Below are 23,523 nucleotides of genomic sequence, written 5' to 3' on the forward strand. Positions count from 1 at the left end.
AAAAAATATTGGAGGAATTGTATGCAAAAAGTAGAAGGAATTATTTTTGATATGGATGGAGTTTTGTTTGATTCAGAGAGAATATCTCTTGAATTTTGGATAGAGACATTTGAAAAGTATGGATATACTATGACTAAAGAAATATATACATCTGTTATGGGAAGAAATCGTAAAGGGATAATAGAAGGTCTTACTAAGATATACGATAGCTCTGTGCCAATAATAGATTTGTATGATGAGAAAACTAAAAATATGATTGAATTTATGGATAGAGAAGGAGCTCCTATTAAATTAGGAGTTAATGAATTAATATCTTTTTTAAAGAAAAATGGATATAAAATGGCAGTTGCAACATCTACAAAAAGAGAAAGAGCAGTTAAAAGATTGGCTAAGGCAAATTTAAAAGAATACTTTGATGCTATAGTTTGTGGAGATGATGTTGTAAATTCTAAACCAAATCCAGAAATATTCTTAAAAGCAGCTAAAAAGATAAATGTTAATCCAAAAAATTGCATTGTTATAGAGGATTCCCCTATGGGAGTAGAGGCTGCTTATAATGGTGGTATAAAATGTATAAACGTACCGGACTTAAAAGAGCCAGATGAACAAATTAAAGCACAATCACATAAGATACTTGAAAATTTATTGGAAGTTAGAGAATACCTGAAAAGTTTAGATTCTAAAGAATGTTGTAGCCTATAATATGAAATATTAAATCAAAGAATTTAAATTTAATTTCTTTGATTTAGAATAAATCCATGGATATGAGAAAAAATAATTATAAACAATTAGGAGGAATATTCATGGATAGTGTAGGTTCTCTATTATATTTTTTATTTAATTTTTTCTTGTATGGTTTTATAGGTTGGATAATTGAAAATTTATATAGTTATTTTACTCAAGGTCATTTTCAAGAAGATGGATTTTTAAATGGTCCATTTAAGCCAATGTATGCAATTGCAATGTCTATTATAATAGAGGTCTCAAGGTTTATTGACCCAAATAATATATTTGCATTGCTTTTACTATGTTTAGTAGTGCCAACAACAGTAGAGTATATCACAGGTATAATTATGAAGGTATATTTTAATAAAGTATATTGGGATTATTCAGACTATAAGTACAATAATAGAGGGATAATATGTGTAAAATTTTCTATGTACTGGACTATATTGACTTTTATTGGAGTAAGGTATCTTCAAGTGTATGTAGTTGATAATTTGTATAGTTTAATAATGCCTTATTGGCCAATTATAGCAACTATATTATTGATAGCATTGTTTGTGGATGAAATTTTTACTATAAAATTCTTGAGAGGAAATAGAGATATAATATAACTTTAGAAGTATAAGATAAGTTTAGATTGTAGTTAAAAGAAAGCTATGCTAAAATGTTGAAATCATTTAAAGTTAGCTTTCTTTTTTATTTGATGAAGTTAATATTTTAATAAGTTTCAAACGTTTATATAGAGTATTATTTATTATAGAGTATTACTTAGTTAAAATAAATTATAAAAAATAAGGAGTGTTTGAATGGTGAGTAAAATAAGATTTTGTATTATTGGTACAAGTAATATATCAAAACTATTTTTAAGAGCTGCATCTAGGGTTGAAGAGTTTGAACTGGTTGCTGTATATTCAAGAGATTTAGAAAAAGCTAAGGAATTTGGAAAGATACATGGGGCAAGTCTGTTTTTTGATGATTTAGAAACCATGGCTAAATCAGATGATATAGATGCTATATACATAGCTTCTCCAAACGCGATGCATTCAAAACAAGCTATTACCTGTTTAAAACACAAAAAACATGTGTTGTGTGAAAAATCATTAGCATCTAACTTAGAAGAAGTAAAATTAATGATAAAGGTTGCAAGGGACAATAATGTATTGCTTATGGAAGCTATGAGAATTACATATGTTCCAAATTTTAAAGCAGTTAAAGAAAATTTACATAAGATAGGTAAAATAAGAAGATTCTTTGGAAGCTATTGTCAGTATTCTTCAAGATATGATAAATATAAAAATGGAATTATAGAAAATGCATTTAAAAAAGAACTGTCAAATGGTTCATTGATGGATATTGGAGTGTACTGCATACACCCTATGGTGAATCTATTTGGCGCTCCAAAATGTGTAAAAGCATTTTCTCATATACTTCAAACTGGAGTAGATGGAGAAGGTTTAGCTATATTCCAATATGACGATATGGATGCAGTAGTTGAGTACTCTAAAATAGCTGATTCTTACATACCATCTGAGATACAAGGAGAAAAGGGAAGTATAATAATTGAAAAACTTAATCTGTTTGAAAAGGTAGTTATTAGATATAAAGATGGAACTGAAGAAGATATATCTATTTTAAAGGAAAAAGAAGAAGAGAAACCTAGAGAAATAGAAGGAATATACCATGAACTTATTGAGTTTACAACTCTTATAAATAATAACAAAATAGAGTCTGATATAAACTCACATGAAAATTCAAAGATAGTAATGGGGATTATGGATGAGATAAGAAGACAAGGGAAGATTGTTTATCCAGCTGACAGTCTGTAATTTATTTAAAAGCATATAATAATATATAGTATATGAGGTGGTAAATATGGAGAATATAAATTGGGCTATATTGGGTCCTGGAACTATTGCATCAGAATTTTCCAAGAGCATCAAAGGCTACAATAACTTATACAGATAGTGGAAGAGTTGAAACTCTAGAATATGGTGACACAGAAAAAGCTTTAAAGTATGAGATTGAATATGTTAACAATTGTATATCAAATAAAATAAAAGCAAATACTTTAGAATCATCTATATATGTCATGAATTTAATGGATGAAATAAGAACGCAATGGGGGCTAAGATATACTTTTGAATAAATTTAATTTTAAAATAAGTTAAATTGTATACATAATTAAGTATTAAAATGTCAAATTATAAAAAGAAGAAAATCACTAAAAAGATTCCTTTTTCAGTTATTTTCTTCTTTTTTTTTACAAATTTGTAACAGAATAAAAAAAAGTTTTGGAGATTTTATTACAATTTTGTAGTTGAATATATATATTAAAACTAATATGATTAATAATAACATAAATTTGAATATTTTTAGAGGAGAGAAAATATGAGAAAATTGATATACTTTATTACACCATTTATAATAGGCGTAGTATTTTTATTTGGGTTAGACAAATTTCTTGATTCTAAAACTGATGAACTTTTGAGGGAGAAAAATCTACTTCCAATTATGGATGATACTTTAAGTGATATAAAGGATAAAGGTGTTACAGCAAATAATCATTTTTTAAGAGAAAAAGATATTATGATTTTGGGGTCATCAGAACTTAGTAATTCAACAAAACAACATCCAAAGTACTATTTTAATACGGATAGGAGTAAAGATAAGGTGTTTGCAATTGGTAGAGCTTATACTCAGACATTACAAGATGCTGCAGTGTTAGGAAGTATGAATCCTAATATTGATAATAAGAAGGTTGTCTTGTTAATTTCTATGCAATGGTTTATGGAAAAAGATGGAGTTACAAGTCACCATTATCAGTCTAGGTTTTCACCAATACAATTTTATCGTTTTTTAGATAATCCAAAGATATCTAAACAAAATAAGATTGAATATGTAAAAAAATCAAGTAAGCTTTTATGGGGTAGTGACGAATATAAGGCAGAAGCATTGTATGCCAAGCTATATGAACCTAAGACAGTGTATGAAAAAGCTGAGAAGGCGTTGTTAGAGCCTTATTTTCAAGGGAGAAAATACTGTATAGAGCTTAAAGAAAAAGGGATACTTTATAAGAAATTAATTAGGCTAGATAAACACAAAAAAGAAGGAAGAAAAAAACCTATAAATTGGTCACATGAGAAAAAGAAAGCTATTGAAGATGCTAAAAAGAGAGTAGGTAATAATCCTCTAAACATTGACAAGTATTATTACAATGAACATTTTAAAGATGGTCTAGAGCAATATAGAGGAAGAGATAAGGGTGTAAACTTAGTAACATCTAAGGAATTTGAAAGTTATAAGCTTTTATTAAATGTATGTAAGGACTTAGATATTAAACCAGTTGTTGTATTAATTCCAAGTATGGGTAAATTTTATGATTTAACTGGTATTTCTGAGAAAGAAAGAAATCAGTTTTATGATAAGGCGCAGAACATAGCAGAAAGTAAAGGCCTTGAAGTTATGAATCTTAAAGATAAAGGGACAGAGAAATATTATTTAAGAGATGTAATGCATCTTGGAACGAAAGGATGGGTAGATGTCTGTGAGAGATTATTTAAAATATTTAAAGAGCAATAAAGAATTAGTAACTAGTATTTGTTTAACTATGATTATAATATTGGCAATAGGTGTTTTAACATTTACACCATTTAAAGAGTTGCCATTTATTTATAATGGATTTTAAAGGAGAATTTTTATATGAAAATTATTGAAGGAATAAAAAAATATTCAAATACAGATAGAATAGCTTTGACATGTAATGGAGATAAACTTTCTTATAAAGATTTAAATGAATGTTCAGATGCTATATCAGTATTTCTAAAAAATGTATACAAAGAAGAAGATACTCCTATAGTAATCTATGGTAATAAAGAAAATATGATAATGGCGTGTATGATAGGAGCTTTAAAATCAGGTAGAGCGTATGTTCCTCTTGATATTAGCTTTCCATTAGATAGAGTTTTTGAAGTTACTAAGGAAGTGAAACCAAAGGTGTTGTTTAACTTTAGTGATGAAAAAGATTTTGGCGATATCAATGTAATTGATAAGGATAAATTAAATGATGTAATAAGCGAATATAAAGGAAAGTCATTAGATAAAGAAAACTGGGTAAAAGATGATGAAAATGCATATATACTATTTACATCAGGTAGTACAGGAAAGCCAAAAGGAGTTCAAATAAGCTCAAATAACTTAGATAGTTTTGTAGATTGGATAAGCCCATATTTAAATATAGATGGAAGTGAAAAAGTAATAATGAATCAAGCAGCATATTCTTTTGACCTTTCAGTGACAACAATATACCCTGGTCTTGTTCATGGAGCTACATTATTTTCAATATCAAAAGATGTGCTAGCAGATTATAAAGAGCTATTCAGACAATTTGGCGAGTCTAATATTGCAGTATGGGTATCAACTCCTTCTTTTGCAGGTGTATGTGTAACAGAAAAAGAGTTTAATAGTAAGATGCTTCCTAAGCTTGAATCAATGATATTTATAGGAGAAGCACTTTCAAAGAATCTTACTAAAGAGCTTATAAGTAGATTTCCAAATACAAGAGTTATCAATGGATATGGACCAACTGAAGCCACTGTTGGCGTAAGTGTAAATGACATGACTCAAGAAGCTATAGATGATGAAAAGAGTCTTCCAGTTGGATATCCTATGCAAAATTGTAAAATAAAAATACTTGATGAAAATGGAAATGAGCTGAAAGAAAATGAAAAAGGTGAGATTATAATAGTTGGACCATCAGTTTCCAAAGGTTATTTCAATAATAAAGAGAAGACTGATGAAGTATTTTTCTATGATGAAATAGATGGTATAAAATGGAGAGCTTATAAAACTGGTGATATGGGATATCTCTTAGATGGAAATATATACTATTGTGGAAGAAAAGATTTTCAAATCAAGTTAAATGGATTTAGGATTGAAATAGAAGATATAGAAAATAATTTGAGAAAAGTTCATAATGTAAAAAATGCAGTAGTTTTACCAATATATAAGGATGAAAAAATTGCTTATTTAAAAGGTATTGTTGAGTTAAATGAGAAGAATGATTTAGGTAATATCAAAAATGGGATGATGATAAAAAAGGAACTAGGAAAGTATATACCTTCGTATATGATTCCAAGAAATATTGCAATAATTTCCGAGTTTCCAACAAATATCAATGGTAAAATAGACAGAAAGAAACTTATGGAGGAAATTTAATGATTTTTTCACAGTATGGAGATTATTTTTATCTTTACATATTATTATTAACATCAATACCAGCAGTGATTTTGGGCTTAATGGGTAAAAATATAAAGTATTATGGTATGTTGGCAAGTTTATTTATGATATTTTTGATTGTAGGAATAGATGTTCAATTTAAATACTTGTTGATATTTATCATTTTAGAAGTAATAATAGTCAAAGGATACGAATATGTAAGAAGAAAAACTAAAAATAAATATATATATTGGGGCTTTTTGTTTGCATCAATGCTTCCAATAATAATTAATAAAATATCTCCAGTTACATCTTTTGGATTGATTGGATTTATTGGAATATCATACTTAAATTTCAGGGCTATACAAATGGTTATTGAAATTTATGATGGTGCTATAAAAGAGGTTAAGATTTCAAATATGCTTTATTTTATGTTATTTTTTCCAACACTGAGTTCTGGGCCTATTGACAGGTCAAGACGATTTGAACAGGATTTAGAGAAGAAAATACCTAGAAAAGAGTATATAGAAGAATACTTATTGCCTGGAATAAAAAACATTGTTATGGGAGTAGGTTATAAATTTGTTATAGCATTTTTGATAAATACATATTGGGTATCAATAATACCTAAAGATATGAGGTTTATAAATGTTTTAAGTTATATGTATGCATATAGTTTATACCTGTTCTTTGATTTTGCAGGATACAGTTTATTTGCTATAGGGACAGGATATATATTTGGAATACAAGTACCTATAAACTTTGATAAACCATTTATAAGTAAAGATATGAAAGAGTTTTGGACAAGATGGCATATAAGTCTTTCAAGATGGTTTGGAGATTATATTTTTTCAAGATTTGTTATGTCTTCAATGAGAAAGAAAAGATTTAAGAAAAGAACTACTGCTGCTCATGTAGCTCAGATGATAACAATGATAACAATGGGATTTTGGCATGGACTAACTTGGTTTTACATTGCTTATGGTGTGTATCAAGGTTTAGCACTTGTCTTAACTGATATATATCAGAGAAAATCTAAATTTTATAAGAAGCATAAAAAAGAAAAATGGTTTGAGAGAGTTCAAATTTTCATTACATTCCATATTGTATGTTTTGGATTATTGATATTCTCAGGATATTTAGCTTAATTTTAAGGAGGCAAATTTATGCAGGAAACAGTTATAGAAATATTTGAAGATGTATTAGGAACTGATGAGATAAGAGATGATTTAGACCTTAACTTATTTGAAACAGAGCTTTTAGACTCATTAGCTATAATTGAAGTTTTACTTGAGATTGAAAATAGACTTGGAATAGAACTTCAACCAACTGATTTAGAAAGAAAAGACATGTCTACTGTAAATAATTTAGTAAAATTCTTAGAGACAAGAAAATAAATTAATGACTAAATGTTTAATTATTAATTTACATAATAAAAGATTATAAAGTCCATCTAATATTGATATTTGATGGATTTTTTTTATTGTAAAGAGATATAACTTAGTTGTGTAAATATATAAAATAGTGAAAAATTTAAAGTATGAATGAAAGATTGCATGCTATATAAATTAATAGTAATATCTATTGTAAGATATACTATCTTTAATTGAGTGAAATATCTTTTGTCATAGATTAGAATTACTTTATGGACGTAGATGTTAATTATAATTTTATAAAAGTAGAATACACATTTAGGAGGGGAACTTAATTGTCTTTAAATTCAATAGATAGAAAAAAAGAAATATTAGAACTGTTAGATGCAAAAGGAAAGGTAAATACTAAAGAATTAGTAAAAAAACTAGAAGTATCATCAGAAACAATAAGAAGGTACTTGGAAGAATTAGAAAGTGAAAATAAGTTGAAGAAGGTTTATGGTGGTGCTGTAAAAATAAATTATGGAGTAATTGAGCCAGAACATATAAAAAGAAATAGTACTAATTTAGAAAAGAAACAAAGTATTGCTAAGTATGCAGCTAAATTTGTGAATGATAATGAATCAATTGTAATAGATGAAGGGACTACTAATTTACAAATTGTGGATTACATAGTTTCTGTAAAAAATCTAAAGGTTATTACTAGTTCCTATCCTGTGCTATCAAAGTTGATTTCATATGAAAACCAAGGCATATTTGATGGAGAGGTTATATTTATTGGTGGTAAAGTAAATTTAAAACATCAAAGAACAGCATGTCAAATGTCAATAGATGCTATGAAAAACTTATATGTAGATAAAGCATTTATATCTAGTGAAGGTGTAATTGATAGCTTTGGAATTAGTAGCATAGACCAAAATAAAGCATTATTGTCAAAAGAGTATATAAGAAATTCAAAGGAAAGTTTTGTATTATGTGATAGTTCTAAGATTGGAATTGTCAGTATGTACAAGATAGCTGATTTGAATGAATTAGATTTTGTTATTTGTGACGCAGAACCTCCAAGTGAATGGAAAGATAAATTAAATGAATCAAATATAACATGGATAGAAGCAAAATAGAAGTAATAAATTTATAAAATTTAACAAATTCATATGTTTAACCTAGAAATAAGATTACAAATTTTAATTTTTTTTGTAGAGTTTTAGTGGAATTTTTATATTAGATATTAAAAACAAACAGAATCAATTAAAAACAACTAAAAACATAAATTTAATATACATTTAACCTAAATATGATGTATAATTAACATAAAAAAGTTATACTTTAAAAGTAAAAACAACTAAAAACACAAAAATTCTAACTGAGAATCTATGGAGGTTATAAATATGAAAAAGTTATATGGAGAAAAAATAAAGGCAGTAGTATTTGACTGGGCTGGAACAACAGTAGATTATGGATGTTTTGCACCTCTCAATGTATTTATAGAGATATTTAAAAGAAGAGGCATAGATGTAACAATGGAAGAAGCAAGAAAACCTATGGGGAAATTAAAAATAGACCATATAAGAGAAATGTGTGAAATGGATAGGATAAAAAATATTTGGGTAGAGAATTTTGGAGGATTTCCAACAGAGGAAGATGTAAACAAACTTTATGCTGAATTTGAACCTATGTTATTTGAAACTCTAGAAGAGTATACAACTCCAATTCCTCATGTTGTTGAAACTATTGAGAAATTAAGAAAAAATGGATTAAAAATAGGTTCTACAACAGGTTATACAAGAGAAATGATGAATATAGTTGAACCAAATGCAGCTAAAAAGGGATATTCGCCAGATTTTCTTGTAACACCATCAGAAGTATCTCAAGGAAGACCATATCCTTGGATGTGTTATAAAAATGCTGAAGCTTTGGGCGTATCTCCAATGAGTGCCATGGTAAAAGTAGGAGATACATTAAGTGATGTAAAAGAAGGTATAAATGCAGGAATGTGGAGTGTTGCTGTAATAAAAGGTTCAAGTGAATTAGGTCTTACACAAGAAGAAGTAGAAAATATGGATAAAGAAGAATTAAAAATTAAGATGGAAGCAGTTTCAAAGAAGTTTAAAGAAGCAGGAGCACATTTTGTTATAGAAACTATGGCAGAATTAGAAGATGTTTTAGTAAAAATAGAAAATGAAACAATTAAATCAGATTTTGTACCAGAAAATGATTATATATTACTTACACCAGGACCATTATCTACTACTAAATCAGTAAGAGCATCTATGTTAAAAGATTTGTGTACATGGGATGTTGAGTATAATGATTTGGTACAAGATGTTAGAAGAAGATTAGTGTCTTTAGCTACAAAGAATACAGAAAAATACACAAGTGTATTAATGCAAGGTAGTGGTACTTTCTCAGTGGAAGCTACAATAGGAAGCACTATTCCAAAGAATGGCAAACTTCTTGTAATTGCAAATGGAGCATATGGAAAGAGAATGAAGGATATATGCAGTTATTTAAATATAGAATATGTTGATTGTACATTTAGTGATGTAGAAGCAGTTGACCTAAATAGAGTGGAAAATTTATTGAAAGAAAATAAAGATATTACACATATATCAATGGTTCATTGTGAAACTACTACAGGTAGATTAAATCCTATAAAAGATGTAGGTAAACTTGCAAAAGAATATAATAAGGTTTACATAGTTGATGCAATGAGTAGTTTTGGTGGAATTGAAATTGATGTTGAAGACTTTAATATAGATTTTCTAGTGAGTAGTTCTAATAAATGTATACAAGGAGTTCCAGGATTTGGTTTTATAATAGCTAACAGAGACGAATTAGCTAAATGCAAGGGAATTGCTAAATCTTTATCTCTTGATGTATACGCTCAGTGGGAAACTATGGAGAATAATAATGGTAAATGGAGATTTACTTCTCCTACACATGTTGTAAGAGCTTTTTATCAAGCATTACTAGAGCTAGAAGAAGAAGGTTCTGTCGAAAAAAGATATGCTAGATATAAAGAAAATCAATTTACAATATCTTCAAGATTAAAATCTCTAGGGTTTGATACATTGGTGAATGATGATGCTCAATCACCTGTAATAACAACTTTCCTATATCCTAAGAATGCAAAATTTGAATTTATGGAATTCTACACTTATTTAAAAGAAAATGGATTTGTTATTTATCCAGGTAAATTGACTGACATAGATACATTTAGAATAGGAAGTATAGGAGAAGTGTATCCGAAAGATATGGATAGACTGGCTGATGTAATCGAGAAATTTATCAACATGTAGATTATAGAAGTTCATTGGTAGATTATAAAGTTTAGAGAGTTACGAGACAAATATATATAAATAGTTAAATAATAGAGGAGTATTTTATTTGAATTGGAAATCTAAGAAAGAAGAATTAATAGTTCATATAAAATATCTTCTCTATTATTTTTTTTATTTATCTGTCTTTAAAGGAGCATTGTTTTATTCATCAAGATTGTTATACTTGACAACGTAACAATGTTTTGTTATATTATATTCAAGAACAAAATAAGTTATTGAAAGGAAATCATTATGGATGGAGAATTACGTTCACTAAATTTTAATGGAATGGGAAAATGTAAAGGCGGAATTTTTGATGAAGTTAATATAGCAGGTACAGGAAAAATAGATGGAAATATAAAATGTAATAAATTTGATTCTTCAGGTTCGGCAAAAGTGATTGGAACAACAGAATGTAATGAATTTTTTACAGCAGGATTGAGTAAAATTGAAGGCAATATATTGGCATCACAAGTGACAATATTTGGATTTCTTAAATGTACTGGAGACATAAAATCAAGTAAAGTTAAATCTGGAGGAATTATCAATGTTGGAGGAAACTTAAAGTCAGATATTATTAGCGGAGAAGGATGTCTAAAAATCAATAAGAGCATAGAATGTGAAAGTGTTGACTTAAGTGGAATTTTGGATTGTGATGGATTTTTAAATTGTGAAGAGCTTAAGATAAGTTTGCATGGAACTTCTAATTTAAACGAAGTTGGTGCAAGCAGTGTAAATATAAAAAAGGGACATGGTGATTATTGTAAAAGATTTTATAGAGCCGAAAAAAAGAGTGGGGATTTTGAAAAAGTATCTTCTAATCTTAGAAATCTAGGTCTACTATCAGTTAAAAAATACACAGAAAGTAGATTATTAGCAAATGTTATAGAAGCAGATGAAATCAGCTTAGAAAATAGTGAAGTTAAAATTGTAAGAGGTAAAAATGTTAAAATAGGTAAAGGATGTTATATTGAGAGTTTGGAGTATAGTGAAAGTATAGATATTGATGAAAGCTCAATAGTTATTGAAATAAAGAATGTAAATGGAAAAGTAAATCTAAATAATGAAAAAGTAAATCTAAATAAAGATAAGTAATATTTATGTTTAAAATAAAATTTAGAATGAGGTAATAATATGGAAAATGGATCTATAAAAATACTTGGAGAAGGATTTATCAATAGTGGAGAATATGAAAGTATAAACATTATGGGAAGTGCTAGGTCAAAAGGAAATATCAAATGTAATGAAGTAAAGGTATTTGGAGATGTAAAGTTTGATGGAGACATTAGTATAAAAAACTTTGTAGTAAATGGAAAGGCTACTATAAAAGGTAATCTTAAAGCTGAACGTGTAAGAGTTAATGGGCAACTTAGTATAGATGGAGATGCAGAAGTAGATGACTTGATTATAACTGCTCAACAGAAAATTAATGGAAACTTAAAGTGTAATAATGTTACAGTAAAAGGTCAATTAATTGTAAGTGAAAGTATTTATGCACAGGATATAAAAGTTTATGGTGAAATGAAAAATAAAGAAAATATAGAATGTGAAGATATAAAGGTTCATGGAGCAATAAAATGTGATGGTCTTTTAAATGGAGAAAACATATATATCTATTCAGGAGGAGGCTCTTATTGTAAAGAGATAGGAGCAACTAATATAGAAATAGGTAGAAGTAAAGATATTTTTACATTTGGAATTAAATTTATTAACATTTTTTCAGGCAAATTTAAATGCAATTTGATAGAGGGAGATACTATTGAATTAGAAGATGTTTCAATAAAAGATATACGAGGAAAAAGCATATCTTTAGTAAGCAATTGTGATGTTGAAAATATTGAATACAGTGATAAGTTGTTAGTTTCAGATAATTCGAGTGTAAAAAACAGTACAAAGGTGGGCTAGAAAAATTATGGAAGAATTGATATCTAAGAAAGATTTATTAAGCAAAACTAATATATCTTATGGGCAGCTATATAGATGGAAAAGAAAAAATATAATACCAGAAGAATGGTTTATAAAAAAATCAGCTTTTACAGGTCAAGAGACTTTTTTTCCAAGAGATAAAATACTAGAAAGAATAGAGTTAATACTATCTATGAAAGAAGAAACATCTCTTGATGATATTGCAAACATGTTTACAAAAAAAGATACCAATAAAGAGTTTGATATTGACTTTATTTTTGAGAAGGAAGCTATATGTAAATATACAAAAGAAATATTTCAAAATTTGTATAAAAAAGAGCAGAGTATAGGTAAAAAAGAATTACTTATATTGAGCATAATAGAGAAATTTTTAGTTAAATCCACAATAACATTTGAAGAATTAAAATTGATAGTCAATATAATAGAAGAAAATTTTAAATCAATATACAATGAAAATGGAAGAATTTATTTGTTTAGAAAGTTTGGTGTTCCATTTGTAATAGGATGCTTGGATTATAAACAAGTGAAATTTGAAAAGGATGTAGTTAAAATTATTGAAATTGACTTAATGAAAGAAATAAATGATATAAGTATTAAGTTATCATAGTAGGTTATTGTAAATTACTTATTATAAGTAGATATAGATAGATTATAGTTTCTGAGAAATTACAAAATGAACCATATTGAATTATTATAAATTATAGAAAGAGTATAGTTACAATAATCTCTATGGTTCATTTTATTATTCAAATAATTTAATATTTATAAAATTGGTTAGTATCAATATAATAAATTGCTTAAATACAGTAGATTATTTTTATTTATTCAAATAATGAATTTTTAAAGTCTAAGAAATACCCTTGTGGATGAAGACAAACAGGGCAAGCTTTTGGAGCTTCCTTACCAATATGAATATGTCCACAGTTTGTACATATCCATTGGATATCTTCATTTCTTCTAAATAAAGTACCTTCTTCTAAATCAGTAGCATATCTACCAAATCTATCACCATGAACTTTTTCTATTTCAGCTATATTTTCAAATAATTTAGCTATAGCTTCAAAACCTTCTTCACGTGCTGTTTTTCCAAAGTTTTTATATACATCATCCCACTCTTGAAGCTCATTATGTTGTGCAGCTTTAAGGTGTTGAGCTGTCTTATCATATAAATCTACAGGATATGCTCCTGATATACTTATATTTTCTCCAGCAAATTCTTTTAATTTAGTAAAAAATTGTTTTGCATGTGACTTTTCTTGGTCAGCAGTATAATTAAATAAAGATTCTATTATATATAATCCTTCTTTTTTTGCTACAGATGCAGAAATATTATATCTATTTCTAGCCTGGCTTTCACCTGCAAAAGCTCTTAATAAATTTTCTTTAGTTTTACTGTCTTTTAAATTCATATTATACCTCTCTATTAACAATAAATTTTTACAATATTTGATTCTTTTTATTTATTATTCCAAGACGAGATATAATTATGCTCAATTTAGTCAGCATTTTTGAAATTATTATTGATTTTTTTTAAGATTCTAAGGAATTCTTGCTTTTCCTTTTCTGTAATGTTACAGTAGGCTGTTTCTTTAACTTGCGATGAAATACTATTGAATGTATCCTCTATTAGCATTGCTTTTTCTGTAAGTTTTATATATGTAATACGCTTATCACTATCGCACTTTTGTCTTTCTATATATCCGAGGTTTATAAGTTTATTAACTAATACTGTAACAGTAGATTTGTCTTTTCCTATTTTAGTTGCAATTTCTTTCATTGTAAGTATTCCATTATTTTCATAAAGTGCAGTGAGTATATTTCCATGTGTAGGCAACAATTCATTTAAACCATTTTTATTGAGTCTATTTTCAATGAATTTAAGCATATTAGCTTTTGTTTTACTTATAAAATGTATGATATATTTATCTTCCATAAATTAATCTCCAATCTTTAAATTATTTGAAGTGCTTTGAAATAAAAAGCAGTTTGACATAAAACTATTTTTCAACTATAATTAGTTTAACATAAAACTAAATGTATTGGGAGGAAATTTATGAGTAAAAATTTTAAATCACTATATATTACAGAAGAAGAAGGAAGTTTTAAGAGAAATATAATAGAAAGAGATATAGATGTACTACCAGAAGGAGATGTTCTAATAAAAGTAAGATATTCTTCATTAAATTACAAGGATGCACTTTCAGCAAATGGAAATAAGGGTGTCACTAGAAAATATCCTCATACTCCAGGAATAGATGCATCTGGTGTAGTAGAATTTAGTAGTTGTGATGATTTTAAAGTTGGGGATGAAGTTTTAGTAACAGGTTATGATTTAGGTATGAATACATCTGGAGGTTTTTCAGAATATATAAGAGTTCCTTCTAATTGGGTTGTCAAACTTCCAAATAATCTTTCTTTAAAAGAAGCAATGGATTATGGTACAGCAGGATTTACAGCAGCTTTATCTGTATATAAATTTGTAAATACTGTAGACAAAGATATGGGAGATGTACTAGTTACTGGTGGTACTGGAGGAGTTGCTGTGATTGCAACTAAAATATTAGTTAAATTAGGCTATTCAGTTGTGGTTTCAACAGGAAAATTGGAAGAACAAAAAGAAACATTATTAAAGCTAGGAGTTAAAGATGTTATACATAGATCAGAAGTAGATGATAATTCAGGGAGACCTCTACTTAGACCAAGATGGGCTGGAGTAATAGATACAGTAGGAGGAAATACTTTATCAACAGCAATAAAGACAACTAATTATTGTGGAGCAGTTACAACATGTGGTAATGCAGGTGGAATTGATTTTACAAGTTCAGTATATCCATTTATATTAAAAGGTGTTACTTTATATGGTATAGATTCTGTAGAATGCCCAATGAATTTAAGATTAAAAATATGGGATTTATTATCAAATGAATGGAAGCTAGAAGATTTAGATGACATGGTATCTGTAGTATCATTAAATGAATTGAGTAAGAGTATAGATTCAATAATAGAAGGAAAGCATGTAGGAAGAACAGTAGTTGATTTAGGTTTGTAGTTAAGGTTAGGTTTATAGTTAAGTTAACTAATGTTGAATATATAATTGATTTTTAATATATAGTTAAATAAGTTTTAATGTAAAACTATAATATCAAATCATAAAATAAAAAATGAGATGTCTTAAATTTATTTTATTTAAGAGTATCTCATTTTAATTTTTATGTAAAAAACTTATGTAAAGCTTTTGGATAAAAAGACTATTCGTGAACAATTAATTCAAATACATCAGGTCTTGAATAGTGACCTTCTGAATCAAAATCTAGTCTACTAAGAACTATTTGTTCTAAATCTAAATCAGCTATTAATACTTCTTCTTTATTGAAAACAGGACCTGCTACATATTTTCCAAAAGGGTCAACTATACAACTTCCACCTGGACACATAATCTCTGGTTCTGCATCAAGTTCTCTATAATAGTTAAGGTCAGTTGGGTACATATTTTTTTCAACATATTGATTGCATCCAATAACGAAGCATCTTCCTTCTAAAGCAATATGTTTCATAGTTGATTGCCACTCTTCTCTTGAATCAGCAGTAGGAGCTATATAAAGTTTTACACCTTTAGCATAAAGAGCTGTTCTAGCTAATGGCATATAGTTTTCCCAACAAATTAATGAACCCATTTTTCCATATGGAGTATCAACAACTGTAAGAGTGCTTCCATCACCTTCACCCCAAATGCATCTTTCTGTTCCTGTAGGTTTAAGCTTTCTATGTTTACCAATAAGTTTACCTTCTGGTGAGAAAAATAAGTTTGTGCAATAAAGAGTGCAATTTATATCGTTTCCATCTCTTTCTGTTATTCCCATTGATAGATATACCCCTGCTTCTTGGGCCGCTTTTCCTAATAAATCTGTTGTAGCACTAGGTACTGGTACAGAATTATCATAGTATCTTTTCCAATCTTCTCTACCTTTCATTGTTCTACTTCCAACAACAAATCCAAATGAAAGTCCTCTTGGATATGCAGGTATAAATGCTTCTGGGAAAACTACTATATTTGCCCCTTTTCTACCAGCTTCTTTAATTAATTCTAATGCTTTTTCAACAGTTTTATCTAAGTCCATTATAATTGGTGATGCCTGAACAACGGCAATTCTTACATTTTTATTTTCTTTGTTCATAAAAACCTCCTAAAAAATATTTGAATTTGTTGATTTCAACAGATTACATCAAGTTTTATTTGAGAAAAAAGTATCTTATCTTGTAAATAATGATGCAACTGTATATTTAAAATGATACATCATGATTTAGCAAATTACAATTATACAAAAAAATAATTCATGCTAAGTATCTTCTTCTATAAGCATATAATAATTCTTTATATTAATTATAATGACTATTAAATTATCATATTTATAATGAATAGTATTTATTTCTTGGTGAACAATAATTAAAAATGAGATTTTCATATATTAATATATGAAAAAATAAGCTTAATGAAATACGAATAATTAATTAGAAAACAATAAAATAAATTTATCAAAATAGAGCAGGATGAAAAAGGAAATAAAACTGTAAAAAATATAAAGTATTTATATAAATTTATAGAGTTTATACATCAGTTTAAGGAGAATTTTATGAAAGAAAAAATTTATTATAATGGAAATATCATTACAATGGAAGATTCAATATGTGGAGATGCTATTCTTATAAAAGATAAAATAATAAAAAAAATAGGAACAAAAGAAGAAATTTTAGTTTTAAAAAATGATGAAACAGAAGTCATAGATTTACAGGGAAAAACATTGATGCCTTCCTTTATAGATTCACACAGTCATTTGACAGCTTTTGCTACTACACTAAGATTAGTTCCTTTAGAAGATGCAACTAGCTTTAAAGATATAGTAAAGAAAATACAAGATTTTAAAGATTCAAAGGATATAAAAAAGGGTGAATGGATAATTGGGTTTTCCTATGATAACAATTTTTTAGAAGAAAATATGCATCCAGATAAAGATTTATTAGATAGTGCGTCTTTAGAAAACCCAATACTAATTTCACACGCTTCTGGTCATATGGGAGTTGCAAATACTTTAGGATTAAAAAAATTAGGTGTTACTCATGAAACACAAGACCCAGAAGGAGGACATATAGGCAGAGTCAAAGGGAGTAAAGAGCCAAATGGATATTTGGAGGAAAATGCATTTTTTAAAGTATCCTCTAAAATAAAACAACCATCATTAGATGAAATTTGTAATCTAATTGAAAAAGTACAAGATATTTACTTAAGTTATGGTATTACAACAGCGCAAGAAGGATTAATGGCAGATAATCAATTTAATCTTTTAAAATTAATGTCAAATCAAAATAGACTAAAAATGGATATTGTAGGATATATAGATTTAAAAAATAGTAAATCTGTGAAAGATGATAATAAAAATTTTGTAAAGAAATATGTAAATAGATTTAAAATAGGAGGATATAAGATATTTTTGGATGGTTCTCCTCAAGGAAAGACAGCATGGTTAACGAAACCATATGAAAATTCAGAAGATGGTTATCGTGGGTATCCTATATATAAAGATGAGGAAGTAGAGAAACTTATAAAAATTTCAGTAGAAGAAAAAATGCAACTTTTAACTCATTGTAATGGAGATGCAGCAGCAGACCAACTAATAAATTCATTTGAAAAAGTTATAAAGGAAAAAAATATCAAAGATGATATGAGACCTGTGATGATACATGCTCAAACTGTAAGAGAAGACCAAGTTGATGAAATGAAAAAAATAAACATGATACCATCATATTTTGTAGCTCACACATACTACTGGGGAGATATTCATATTAAAAATCTTGGAGAAGGTAGAGCATTCAAGATTAGTCCTCTTAAAACAACTATAGAAAAAGGTTTGATTTATACTTTACATCAAGATACACCTGTAATAGCACCTAATATGCTTGAAACAATATGGTGTGCGGTTAATAGAATTACAAAAAAAGGAGTATTGATAGGTGAAAATGAAAAGATAAGCCCATTGGAAGCTTTAAAGGGTGTTACTATAAATGCGGCATATCAATATTTTGAAGAAGATAAAAAGGGTTCAATCAAAGAAGGTAAACTAGCTAATTTAATAATACTAGATGAAAATCCACTTACAGTTGACCCTCTTAAAATAAAAGATATTAAAGTTTTACAAACAATAGTAGAAGGGGAAGTATTATATTCATTAAAATAGATATGAATTATATTATTTTAGAGATTGTGTAAAAATATTGCGTAAAAAAATATTATGTAAAAATAAAATCTAATCTAATAAAATAGGTAGAATTAATAATATTATATATGACTGAATGGTTAGCTTATTAGGTCTAAAGGGTCATTGCCATAATTTTATTAATTCTACCTTGAAAATTTATATTTTTAGGACACTACTATGTAGATTACCTTACTTTCAACTTCATTTGGATTTCCCCACTTATGTCTCATACCAAAAGGTATTTTTACACTATCACCTTCATTTAATTCAAATATATCATCTTCCAAACTAAGCTCAACACTTCCTTTAAGTATATAAGCAACTTCGTCTCCAGAATGCCCATTTTTTTCTACATAAAGTCAATTTTCTGCCTATACTTGAATTACTAATTAAAATCCTCCTATTCTAAAATCTGACAAAGAGTATATAAAGAATTATATCATAAGGTAAAAAAATTTATATAAAAATTGATAACTATATAAGATTGATAAAGAAAAAGTCAAAATAGATAATTGATTGCTAAAATTAGTATAATTATAATGAAAGTAAAAGTAAGGTTAATGATAAAAAGTTAAATAATATTAATTTAATTAAATATAATTTGACAATATGTAAAAAAGTGAGTAAAATATAACTAAATAAAAATAATAGGTTCGGATAAGACAGAAAAAGATTTCTTAACCTTAAGCAAATATACTATTATCAAAGTTAACTGAGATTAAGAGATAACATCCAATCTTAAAGTATTGAGGAGGAAAAAATGCTTGATATAAAAAGAATAAGAGAAAACTTAGATTGTATAAGGAAAGCAATGGAAAGAAGGGGTGAAAAAGCCTTTAATCTTGATGAAGTAGTTAAGTTAGATGATGAAAGAAGAAAAATTCTTCAAGAAGTTGAGGTTATGAAAAATGAGTTAAATATTGCATCTAAAAATATACCAAATCTTATAAAAGAAGGTAAAGATGTAGAAGATGAAAAAGCTAAACTAAAAGAGTTATCTGACAAGATTAAAGTTATAGACCAAAATCTTAAAGATGTAGAGGACAAGATGGAATATTTGTTAATGAGAATTCCAAATGTACCACATCCAGAAGTACCACAAGGGGAAACTGATGAAGATAATGTTGAAGTGAGAACTTGGGGTAAGACGACTAGCTTTGATTTTGAATCTAAAGCTCATTGGGAAATAGGAACTGAGTTAGGTATACTTGATTTTGAAACAGCTGGGAAAATAACTGGTTCAAGATTCACTCTTTATAAGGGATTAGGAGCTAGATTAGAAAGGGCATTATTAAATTTTTATCTAGATACAAATACAACAGTAAATGGATACACAGAAATTATTCCACCATTTATGGCAAATAGAAATAGTTTTTTGGGTACAGGGCAACTACCTAAGTTTGAAGAGGATATGTTCAAGATAGAAGGATTAGATTACTTTTTAATTCCAACATCAGAAGTTCCCTTAACTAATATACATGCTAATGAAATACTTAAATTTGAGCAATTACCAATAAATTATACGGCATATACTCCTTGTTTTAGGTCAGAAGCTGGTTCTGCTGGAAGGGATACAAGAGGTTTGGTAAGACAACATCAATTTAATAAAGTAGAAATGGTAAAAATAGTAGCACCAGAAGAATCTTACAATGAATTAGAAAAATTAACTAATAATGCTGAGACTATGCTACAATTATTAAACTTACCATATAGAGTAGTAAAAATATGTACAGGTGACTTAGGTTTTACAGCTTCTTTTAAATATGATGTAGAAGTTTGGATGCCAAGCTACAACAGATATGTTGAAATTTCATCTTGTTCAAACTGTGAAGATTTTCAAGCTAGAAGAGCTGGAATAAAATTTAAAAGAGATAAAAATTCTAAAGCCGAATATGCACATACATTAAATGGTTCTGGATTGGCTATTGGAAGAAGTGTAGCGGCTATATTGGAAAATTACCAACAAGCGGATGGTTCTGTAATAGTTCCAGAAGTTTTAAGACCATATATGGGTGTTTCTGTTATTAAATAATAATTGAAATATATACTTTAAATAATAAAGTAAGCTATAAATAATTTAAAAAATAATAATTAATATAATAATGTGTACAAACTAATGAATATTGATATAGTATAGCTATCATATGAAAGAGTATGTGCACATTTTTATTTACTAATTTATTTAAAGATAAATGAATATAAATAATCTATAAACAGAAAGGGTTTTTTTATGAAAATTCAAAATACTGAGTGGGGATATATTGAATGGAAACATACTTATGATGAGAATAACCCAAAACAAGCTATGAATATATACATTGCAGTTACCATGCCAGGTAAAAAACATTTTAATCATGTTCATTATGGGCAAGAACAGATGATATATATTTTAGAAGGAGAGGGATTGTATATTATAAATGGAGTTTGGAAGCCATTTTCCCAAGGTATGATTTTTTATATAGAATCTGGTAGCACACATGAGTCTATAAATACAGGAGATAGACCAATAAAAGAGCTTATTGTTTCCAATAATGTAGATGATGTAGGAGAGAGTGAAGTTATAGATATTAATCCTAATAATTATTTGAAGAAGACTTTAATAAATTATAGCGAAAGTACTTTAAATTTGTATGCGGCTGTAGAATCAATTCGTGGTCAATTTATAGACCCATTTAGAATTCCATTGATTATATATGATGATTCATGGAATATAGTTTTAAAAAATCCTTATTTTCCACTATTTTGTTTTGAAAAATGTAATCCTATGAAATTTCCTCAAAATTGTGATTGTATGAATCAAAAAAGTAGCAACCAATTTGTATGTAAGTATGGGATAACTATATATAATATACCTATATTATACAAAAATAATAGTATAGGTGTTATAAGAGGAGGATATGTATTATTATCTGATTTAAATTTAGATACAACACATAGTAATTTATATGATATACCAGAAGGTGCTGCTAGAAGTATAAAACGTCTTTTGAAACAAATATCTAAAAACATAATAAATTTTTGTTCATTTAATGATATAAGAAAGGATTTACAGGAAAAAGAGAAAACTATTGCAAGAACATATCACTATGGAGAACAACTTGAAATGAATTTAAAGGTAGCTCAAGATATGGTTACTAACTTAAGAATAAATCATCATTTTTTATTTAATACTCTAAATTCAATGGCAAGCATAGCACTTGATGATGGTAGTTATGATTTGTATAGTGCAATAATAGATTTATCAAAAATGTTTAGATATACAATGAGGTCTGATTTACGATTTGTAGAATTAGAATCTGAAATATTATATATTAAAAATTATTTGAATTTACAGAAATTGCGTTATGGAGATGAACTTAAAGTAAAGTACCTTATTCCAAGGAAGCTATATAACCTTTCTGTACCTTTTAACTTTATGCAACCTATTGTAGAGAATGCATTTACACATGGGTTTAGAGATATTGATTCAAAAAAGAGAATAGAAATAATTGCTAGAGTAGATTCCCAGTATGCTATTATAGAAATTCATAATAATGGAACTATCTTAGAAGAAAATAGTATAGACAAAATAAAGGCAGGTATTCGTAGTAATAATGGTCATGGTTTGTCTCTAATATATACAAAATTTACATCTGCTTATGGAAATAATTTTGATATGGATATAAAGTCAAGTGATAATGAGGGGACTTACATAATGATTAAAATTCCTATTGAAAATTATAAGGAGTATGTATAGAACTTATATAAAATTAATAAGTTTTATAAATATTAAGAAATATATTAGATGTTTTTATGTTGTTTTATATATCTTGCTTTTTTATATTATTAAGCTAAAAGGGAGGAATTCTCATGAGAAGAGCACTAATAATAGATGATGAAGAAGCTGTTCTAAAAATAATAACACACTTTATAGAAATGAAAGATATGCCAATAAAAATTGTTGATAAAGCAACATCCGGCGATGAAGCAGTAGAGAAAATAATTGATTTAGAGCCAGACATAGTTTTTATAGATATTCAAATGCCAATATACAATGGGTTAGAAGTAATAGAAAAAACATCTTACCTATCTAAAAAAATAAATTTTGTAGTAATAACTGCTTTTGACTATTTTGAATATGCTCAAAAAGCTTTGAGATTAAATGTGAAAGATATACTCCTTAAACCATTAGATATGAAAGAATTTACTAAGTCTGTAGAAAAGATTATCGGATATCAATATACTAATAATGATTTATTAAATGAAATACTGGAATATATAAATCTAAATTATAGTGATGACTTAAAGTTAAATGATTGTGCTAAATTATTTTTAACCAATCCATCTAATATATCTAGGATTTTTAAAAGTAATTTGAATACGACTTTTATATCATATCTAAATCATATAAGAATAGAAAAATCTATTGATTTACTTGAAAATACTACAAAAAGTATAAATGAGATTGCAGAAATAGTTGGATATAATAGTCTGAATAACTTCTATAAAAACTTTAAGATAGAAAAAGGAGTAACTCCAAAAGTTTATAAATTGAATACTAAAAATCGAAATTGATAAATAAAAAGTCAATATAGATAATTGTTTGAATATGTCTGAGTAAGTATACTTTAATTATAATAAAAATTAAAGCGCTTTAAATATATTTAATAATATTAAACCTTATAAAAGCTGTACCTATTTATATAAAAAAATATATATAAATAAAAATAAAAA

General features: G+C 27.3%; 21 protein-coding genes and 1 pseudogene. 18 read left to right on the top strand and 4 right to left on the bottom strand.

The annotated features are described in order from the left end of the window. Nucleotides 1-21 precede the first annotated feature (21 nt). From KGF41_RS05170 to KGF41_RS05230, 13 genes are all read left to right on the top strand, one after another. On the top strand, nucleotides 22-702 hold the full coding sequence (locus KGF41_RS05170) for an HAD family hydrolase (RefSeq protein WP_227827636.1): 681 nt from the start codon (nucleotides 22-24) through the stop codon (nucleotides 700-702). A 101-nt stretch (nucleotides 703-803) separates the two neighbouring features. Further along, nucleotides 804-1,337 carry a putative ABC transporter permease gene (locus KGF41_RS05175; RefSeq protein ID WP_227827635.1) on the top strand — a complete coding sequence of 178 codons (534 nt, stop codon included), beginning with the start codon at nucleotides 804-806 and terminating at the stop codon, nucleotides 1,335-1,337. Between the two features lie 195 nt (nucleotides 1,338-1,532). Continuing rightward, complete coding sequence (locus KGF41_RS05180; protein ID WP_227827634.1) at nucleotides 1,533-2,552, top strand: Gfo/Idh/MocA family protein; 1,020 nt, start codon at nucleotides 1,533-1,535, stop codon at nucleotides 2,550-2,552. Between the two features lie 86 nt (nucleotides 2,553-2,638). Then, a complete protein-coding gene (locus tag KGF41_RS05185) occupies nucleotides 2,639-2,872 on the top strand; it encodes a hypothetical protein (protein WP_227827633.1) in 234 nt (77 codons plus the stop codon). Between the two features lie 242 nt (nucleotides 2,873-3,114). Next, the gene (dltD, locus tag KGF41_RS05190; protein ID WP_227856425.1) at nucleotides 3,115-4,305 is read left to right on the top strand and encodes a D-alanyl-lipoteichoic acid biosynthesis protein DltD; all 1,191 of its coding nucleotides are present in this window, start codon (nucleotides 3,115-3,117) and stop codon (nucleotides 4,303-4,305) included. Nucleotides 4,306-4,425: 120 nt separating this feature from the next. After that, on the top strand, nucleotides 4,426-5,940 hold the full coding sequence (locus tag KGF41_RS05195) for a D-alanine--poly(phosphoribitol) ligase (RefSeq protein WP_227842555.1): 1,515 nt from the start codon (nucleotides 4,426-4,428) through the stop codon (nucleotides 5,938-5,940). Further along, the gene (dltB, locus tag KGF41_RS05200) at nucleotides 5,940-7,088 is read left to right on the top strand and encodes a D-alanyl-lipoteichoic acid biosynthesis protein DltB (RefSeq protein WP_227827630.1); all 1,149 of its coding nucleotides are present in this window, start codon (nucleotides 5,940-5,942) and stop codon (nucleotides 7,086-7,088) included. Before KGF41_RS05195 ends, dltB begins: the two co-directional genes overlap by 1 nt. Before the next feature lie 18 nt (nucleotides 7,089-7,106). Next, the gene (dltC, locus tag KGF41_RS05205) at nucleotides 7,107-7,337 is read left to right on the top strand and encodes a D-alanine--poly(phosphoribitol) ligase subunit DltC (protein WP_227434367.1); all 231 of its coding nucleotides are present in this window, start codon (nucleotides 7,107-7,109) and stop codon (nucleotides 7,335-7,337) included. 311 nt (nucleotides 7,338-7,648) lie between these two features. Next, nucleotides 7,649-8,434: a DeoR/GlpR family DNA-binding transcription regulator gene (locus KGF41_RS05210; protein WP_227839578.1), complete on the top strand. Its 786-nt coding sequence runs from the start codon at nucleotides 7,649-7,651 to the stop codon at nucleotides 8,432-8,434. 267 nt (nucleotides 8,435-8,701) lie between these two features. Then, nucleotides 8,702-10,612 carry a 2-aminoethylphosphonate--pyruvate transaminase gene (gene phnW, locus KGF41_RS21100; RefSeq protein WP_227854644.1) on the top strand — a complete coding sequence of 637 codons (1,911 nt, stop codon included), beginning with the start codon at nucleotides 8,702-8,704 and terminating at the stop codon, nucleotides 10,610-10,612. Between the two features lie 273 nt (nucleotides 10,613-10,885). Further along, nucleotides 10,886-11,728 carry a hypothetical protein gene (locus KGF41_RS05220; RefSeq protein ID WP_227827627.1) on the top strand — a complete coding sequence of 281 codons (843 nt, stop codon included), beginning with the start codon at nucleotides 10,886-10,888 and terminating at the stop codon, nucleotides 11,726-11,728. 39 nt (nucleotides 11,729-11,767) lie between these two features. Continuing rightward, nucleotides 11,768-12,538: a polymer-forming cytoskeletal protein gene (locus KGF41_RS05225; RefSeq protein WP_227827626.1), complete on the top strand. Its 771-nt coding sequence runs from the start codon at nucleotides 11,768-11,770 to the stop codon at nucleotides 12,536-12,538. A 7-nt stretch (nucleotides 12,539-12,545) separates the two neighbouring features. Beyond that, nucleotides 12,546-13,166 (top strand): YhbD family protein, encoded by a 621-nt coding sequence (locus KGF41_RS05230; protein ID WP_227842557.1) that lies wholly within the window; start codon nucleotides 12,546-12,548, stop codon nucleotides 13,164-13,166. 214 nt (nucleotides 13,167-13,380) lie between these two features. Here the strand turns inward: KGF41_RS05230 and rbr are convergent, their stop codons facing one another. Then, nucleotides 13,381-13,968 (bottom strand): rubrerythrin, encoded by a 588-nt coding sequence (gene rbr / locus KGF41_RS05235; protein ID WP_227434375.1) that lies wholly within the window; start codon nucleotides 13,966-13,968, stop codon nucleotides 13,381-13,383. 86 nt (nucleotides 13,969-14,054) lie between these two features. Next, nucleotides 14,055-14,492 carry a MarR family winged helix-turn-helix transcriptional regulator gene (locus KGF41_RS05240; protein WP_227827624.1) on the bottom strand — a complete coding sequence of 146 codons (438 nt, stop codon included), beginning with the start codon at nucleotides 14,490-14,492 and terminating at the stop codon, nucleotides 14,055-14,057. A gap of 120 nt (nucleotides 14,493-14,612) precedes the next feature. Here KGF41_RS05240 and KGF41_RS05245 point away from each other — a divergent pair, with 120 nt between their 5' ends. After that, nucleotides 14,613-15,608, top strand: coding sequence for a YhdH/YhfP family quinone oxidoreductase (locus KGF41_RS05245; protein WP_227856426.1), 996 nt, complete (start codon nucleotides 14,613-14,615; stop codon nucleotides 15,606-15,608). A 199-nt stretch (nucleotides 15,609-15,807) separates the two neighbouring features. Here the strand turns inward: KGF41_RS05245 and KGF41_RS05250 are convergent, their stop codons facing one another. Continuing rightward, a complete protein-coding gene (locus tag KGF41_RS05250) occupies nucleotides 15,808-16,734 on the bottom strand; it encodes a carbon-nitrogen hydrolase family protein (RefSeq protein ID WP_227827622.1) in 927 nt (308 codons plus the stop codon). Nucleotides 16,735-17,190: 456 nt separating this feature from the next. Here KGF41_RS05250 and KGF41_RS05255 point away from each other — a divergent pair, with 456 nt between their 5' ends. Next, entirely contained in the window at nucleotides 17,191-18,789 is a 1,599-nt protein-coding gene (locus KGF41_RS05255) for an amidohydrolase (protein ID WP_227842558.1), read from the top strand. Between the two features lie 185 nt (nucleotides 18,790-18,974). Here KGF41_RS05255 and KGF41_RS05260 read toward each other — a convergent pair. Next, nucleotides 18,975-19,139, bottom strand: a pseudogene (locus KGF41_RS05260) (cupin domain-containing protein); the annotation flags it as partial. 431 nt (nucleotides 19,140-19,570) lie between these two features. Between KGF41_RS05260 and serS the strand changes: the two are divergent. From serS to KGF41_RS05275, 3 genes are all read left to right on the top strand, one after another. Beyond that, entirely contained in the window at nucleotides 19,571-20,842 is a 1,272-nt protein-coding gene (gene serS / locus KGF41_RS05265; protein WP_227842559.1) for a serine--tRNA ligase, read from the top strand. Nucleotides 20,843-21,040: 198 nt separating this feature from the next. After that, nucleotides 21,041-22,546 (top strand): histidine kinase, encoded by a 1,506-nt coding sequence (locus tag KGF41_RS05270; protein ID WP_227842560.1) that lies wholly within the window; start codon nucleotides 21,041-21,043, stop codon nucleotides 22,544-22,546. 113 nt (nucleotides 22,547-22,659) lie between these two features. Beyond that, entirely contained in the window at nucleotides 22,660-23,364 is a 705-nt protein-coding gene (locus KGF41_RS05275; protein ID WP_227827618.1) for a response regulator transcription factor, read from the top strand. Nucleotides 23,365-23,523 lie beyond the last annotated feature (159 nt).

The sequence above is a fragment of the Clostridioides sp. ZZV14-6150 genome, from assembly GCF_020657875.1.
In the GTDB taxonomy this organism is placed as follows: Bacteria; Bacillota; Clostridia; order Peptostreptococcales; family Peptostreptococcaceae; genus Clostridioides.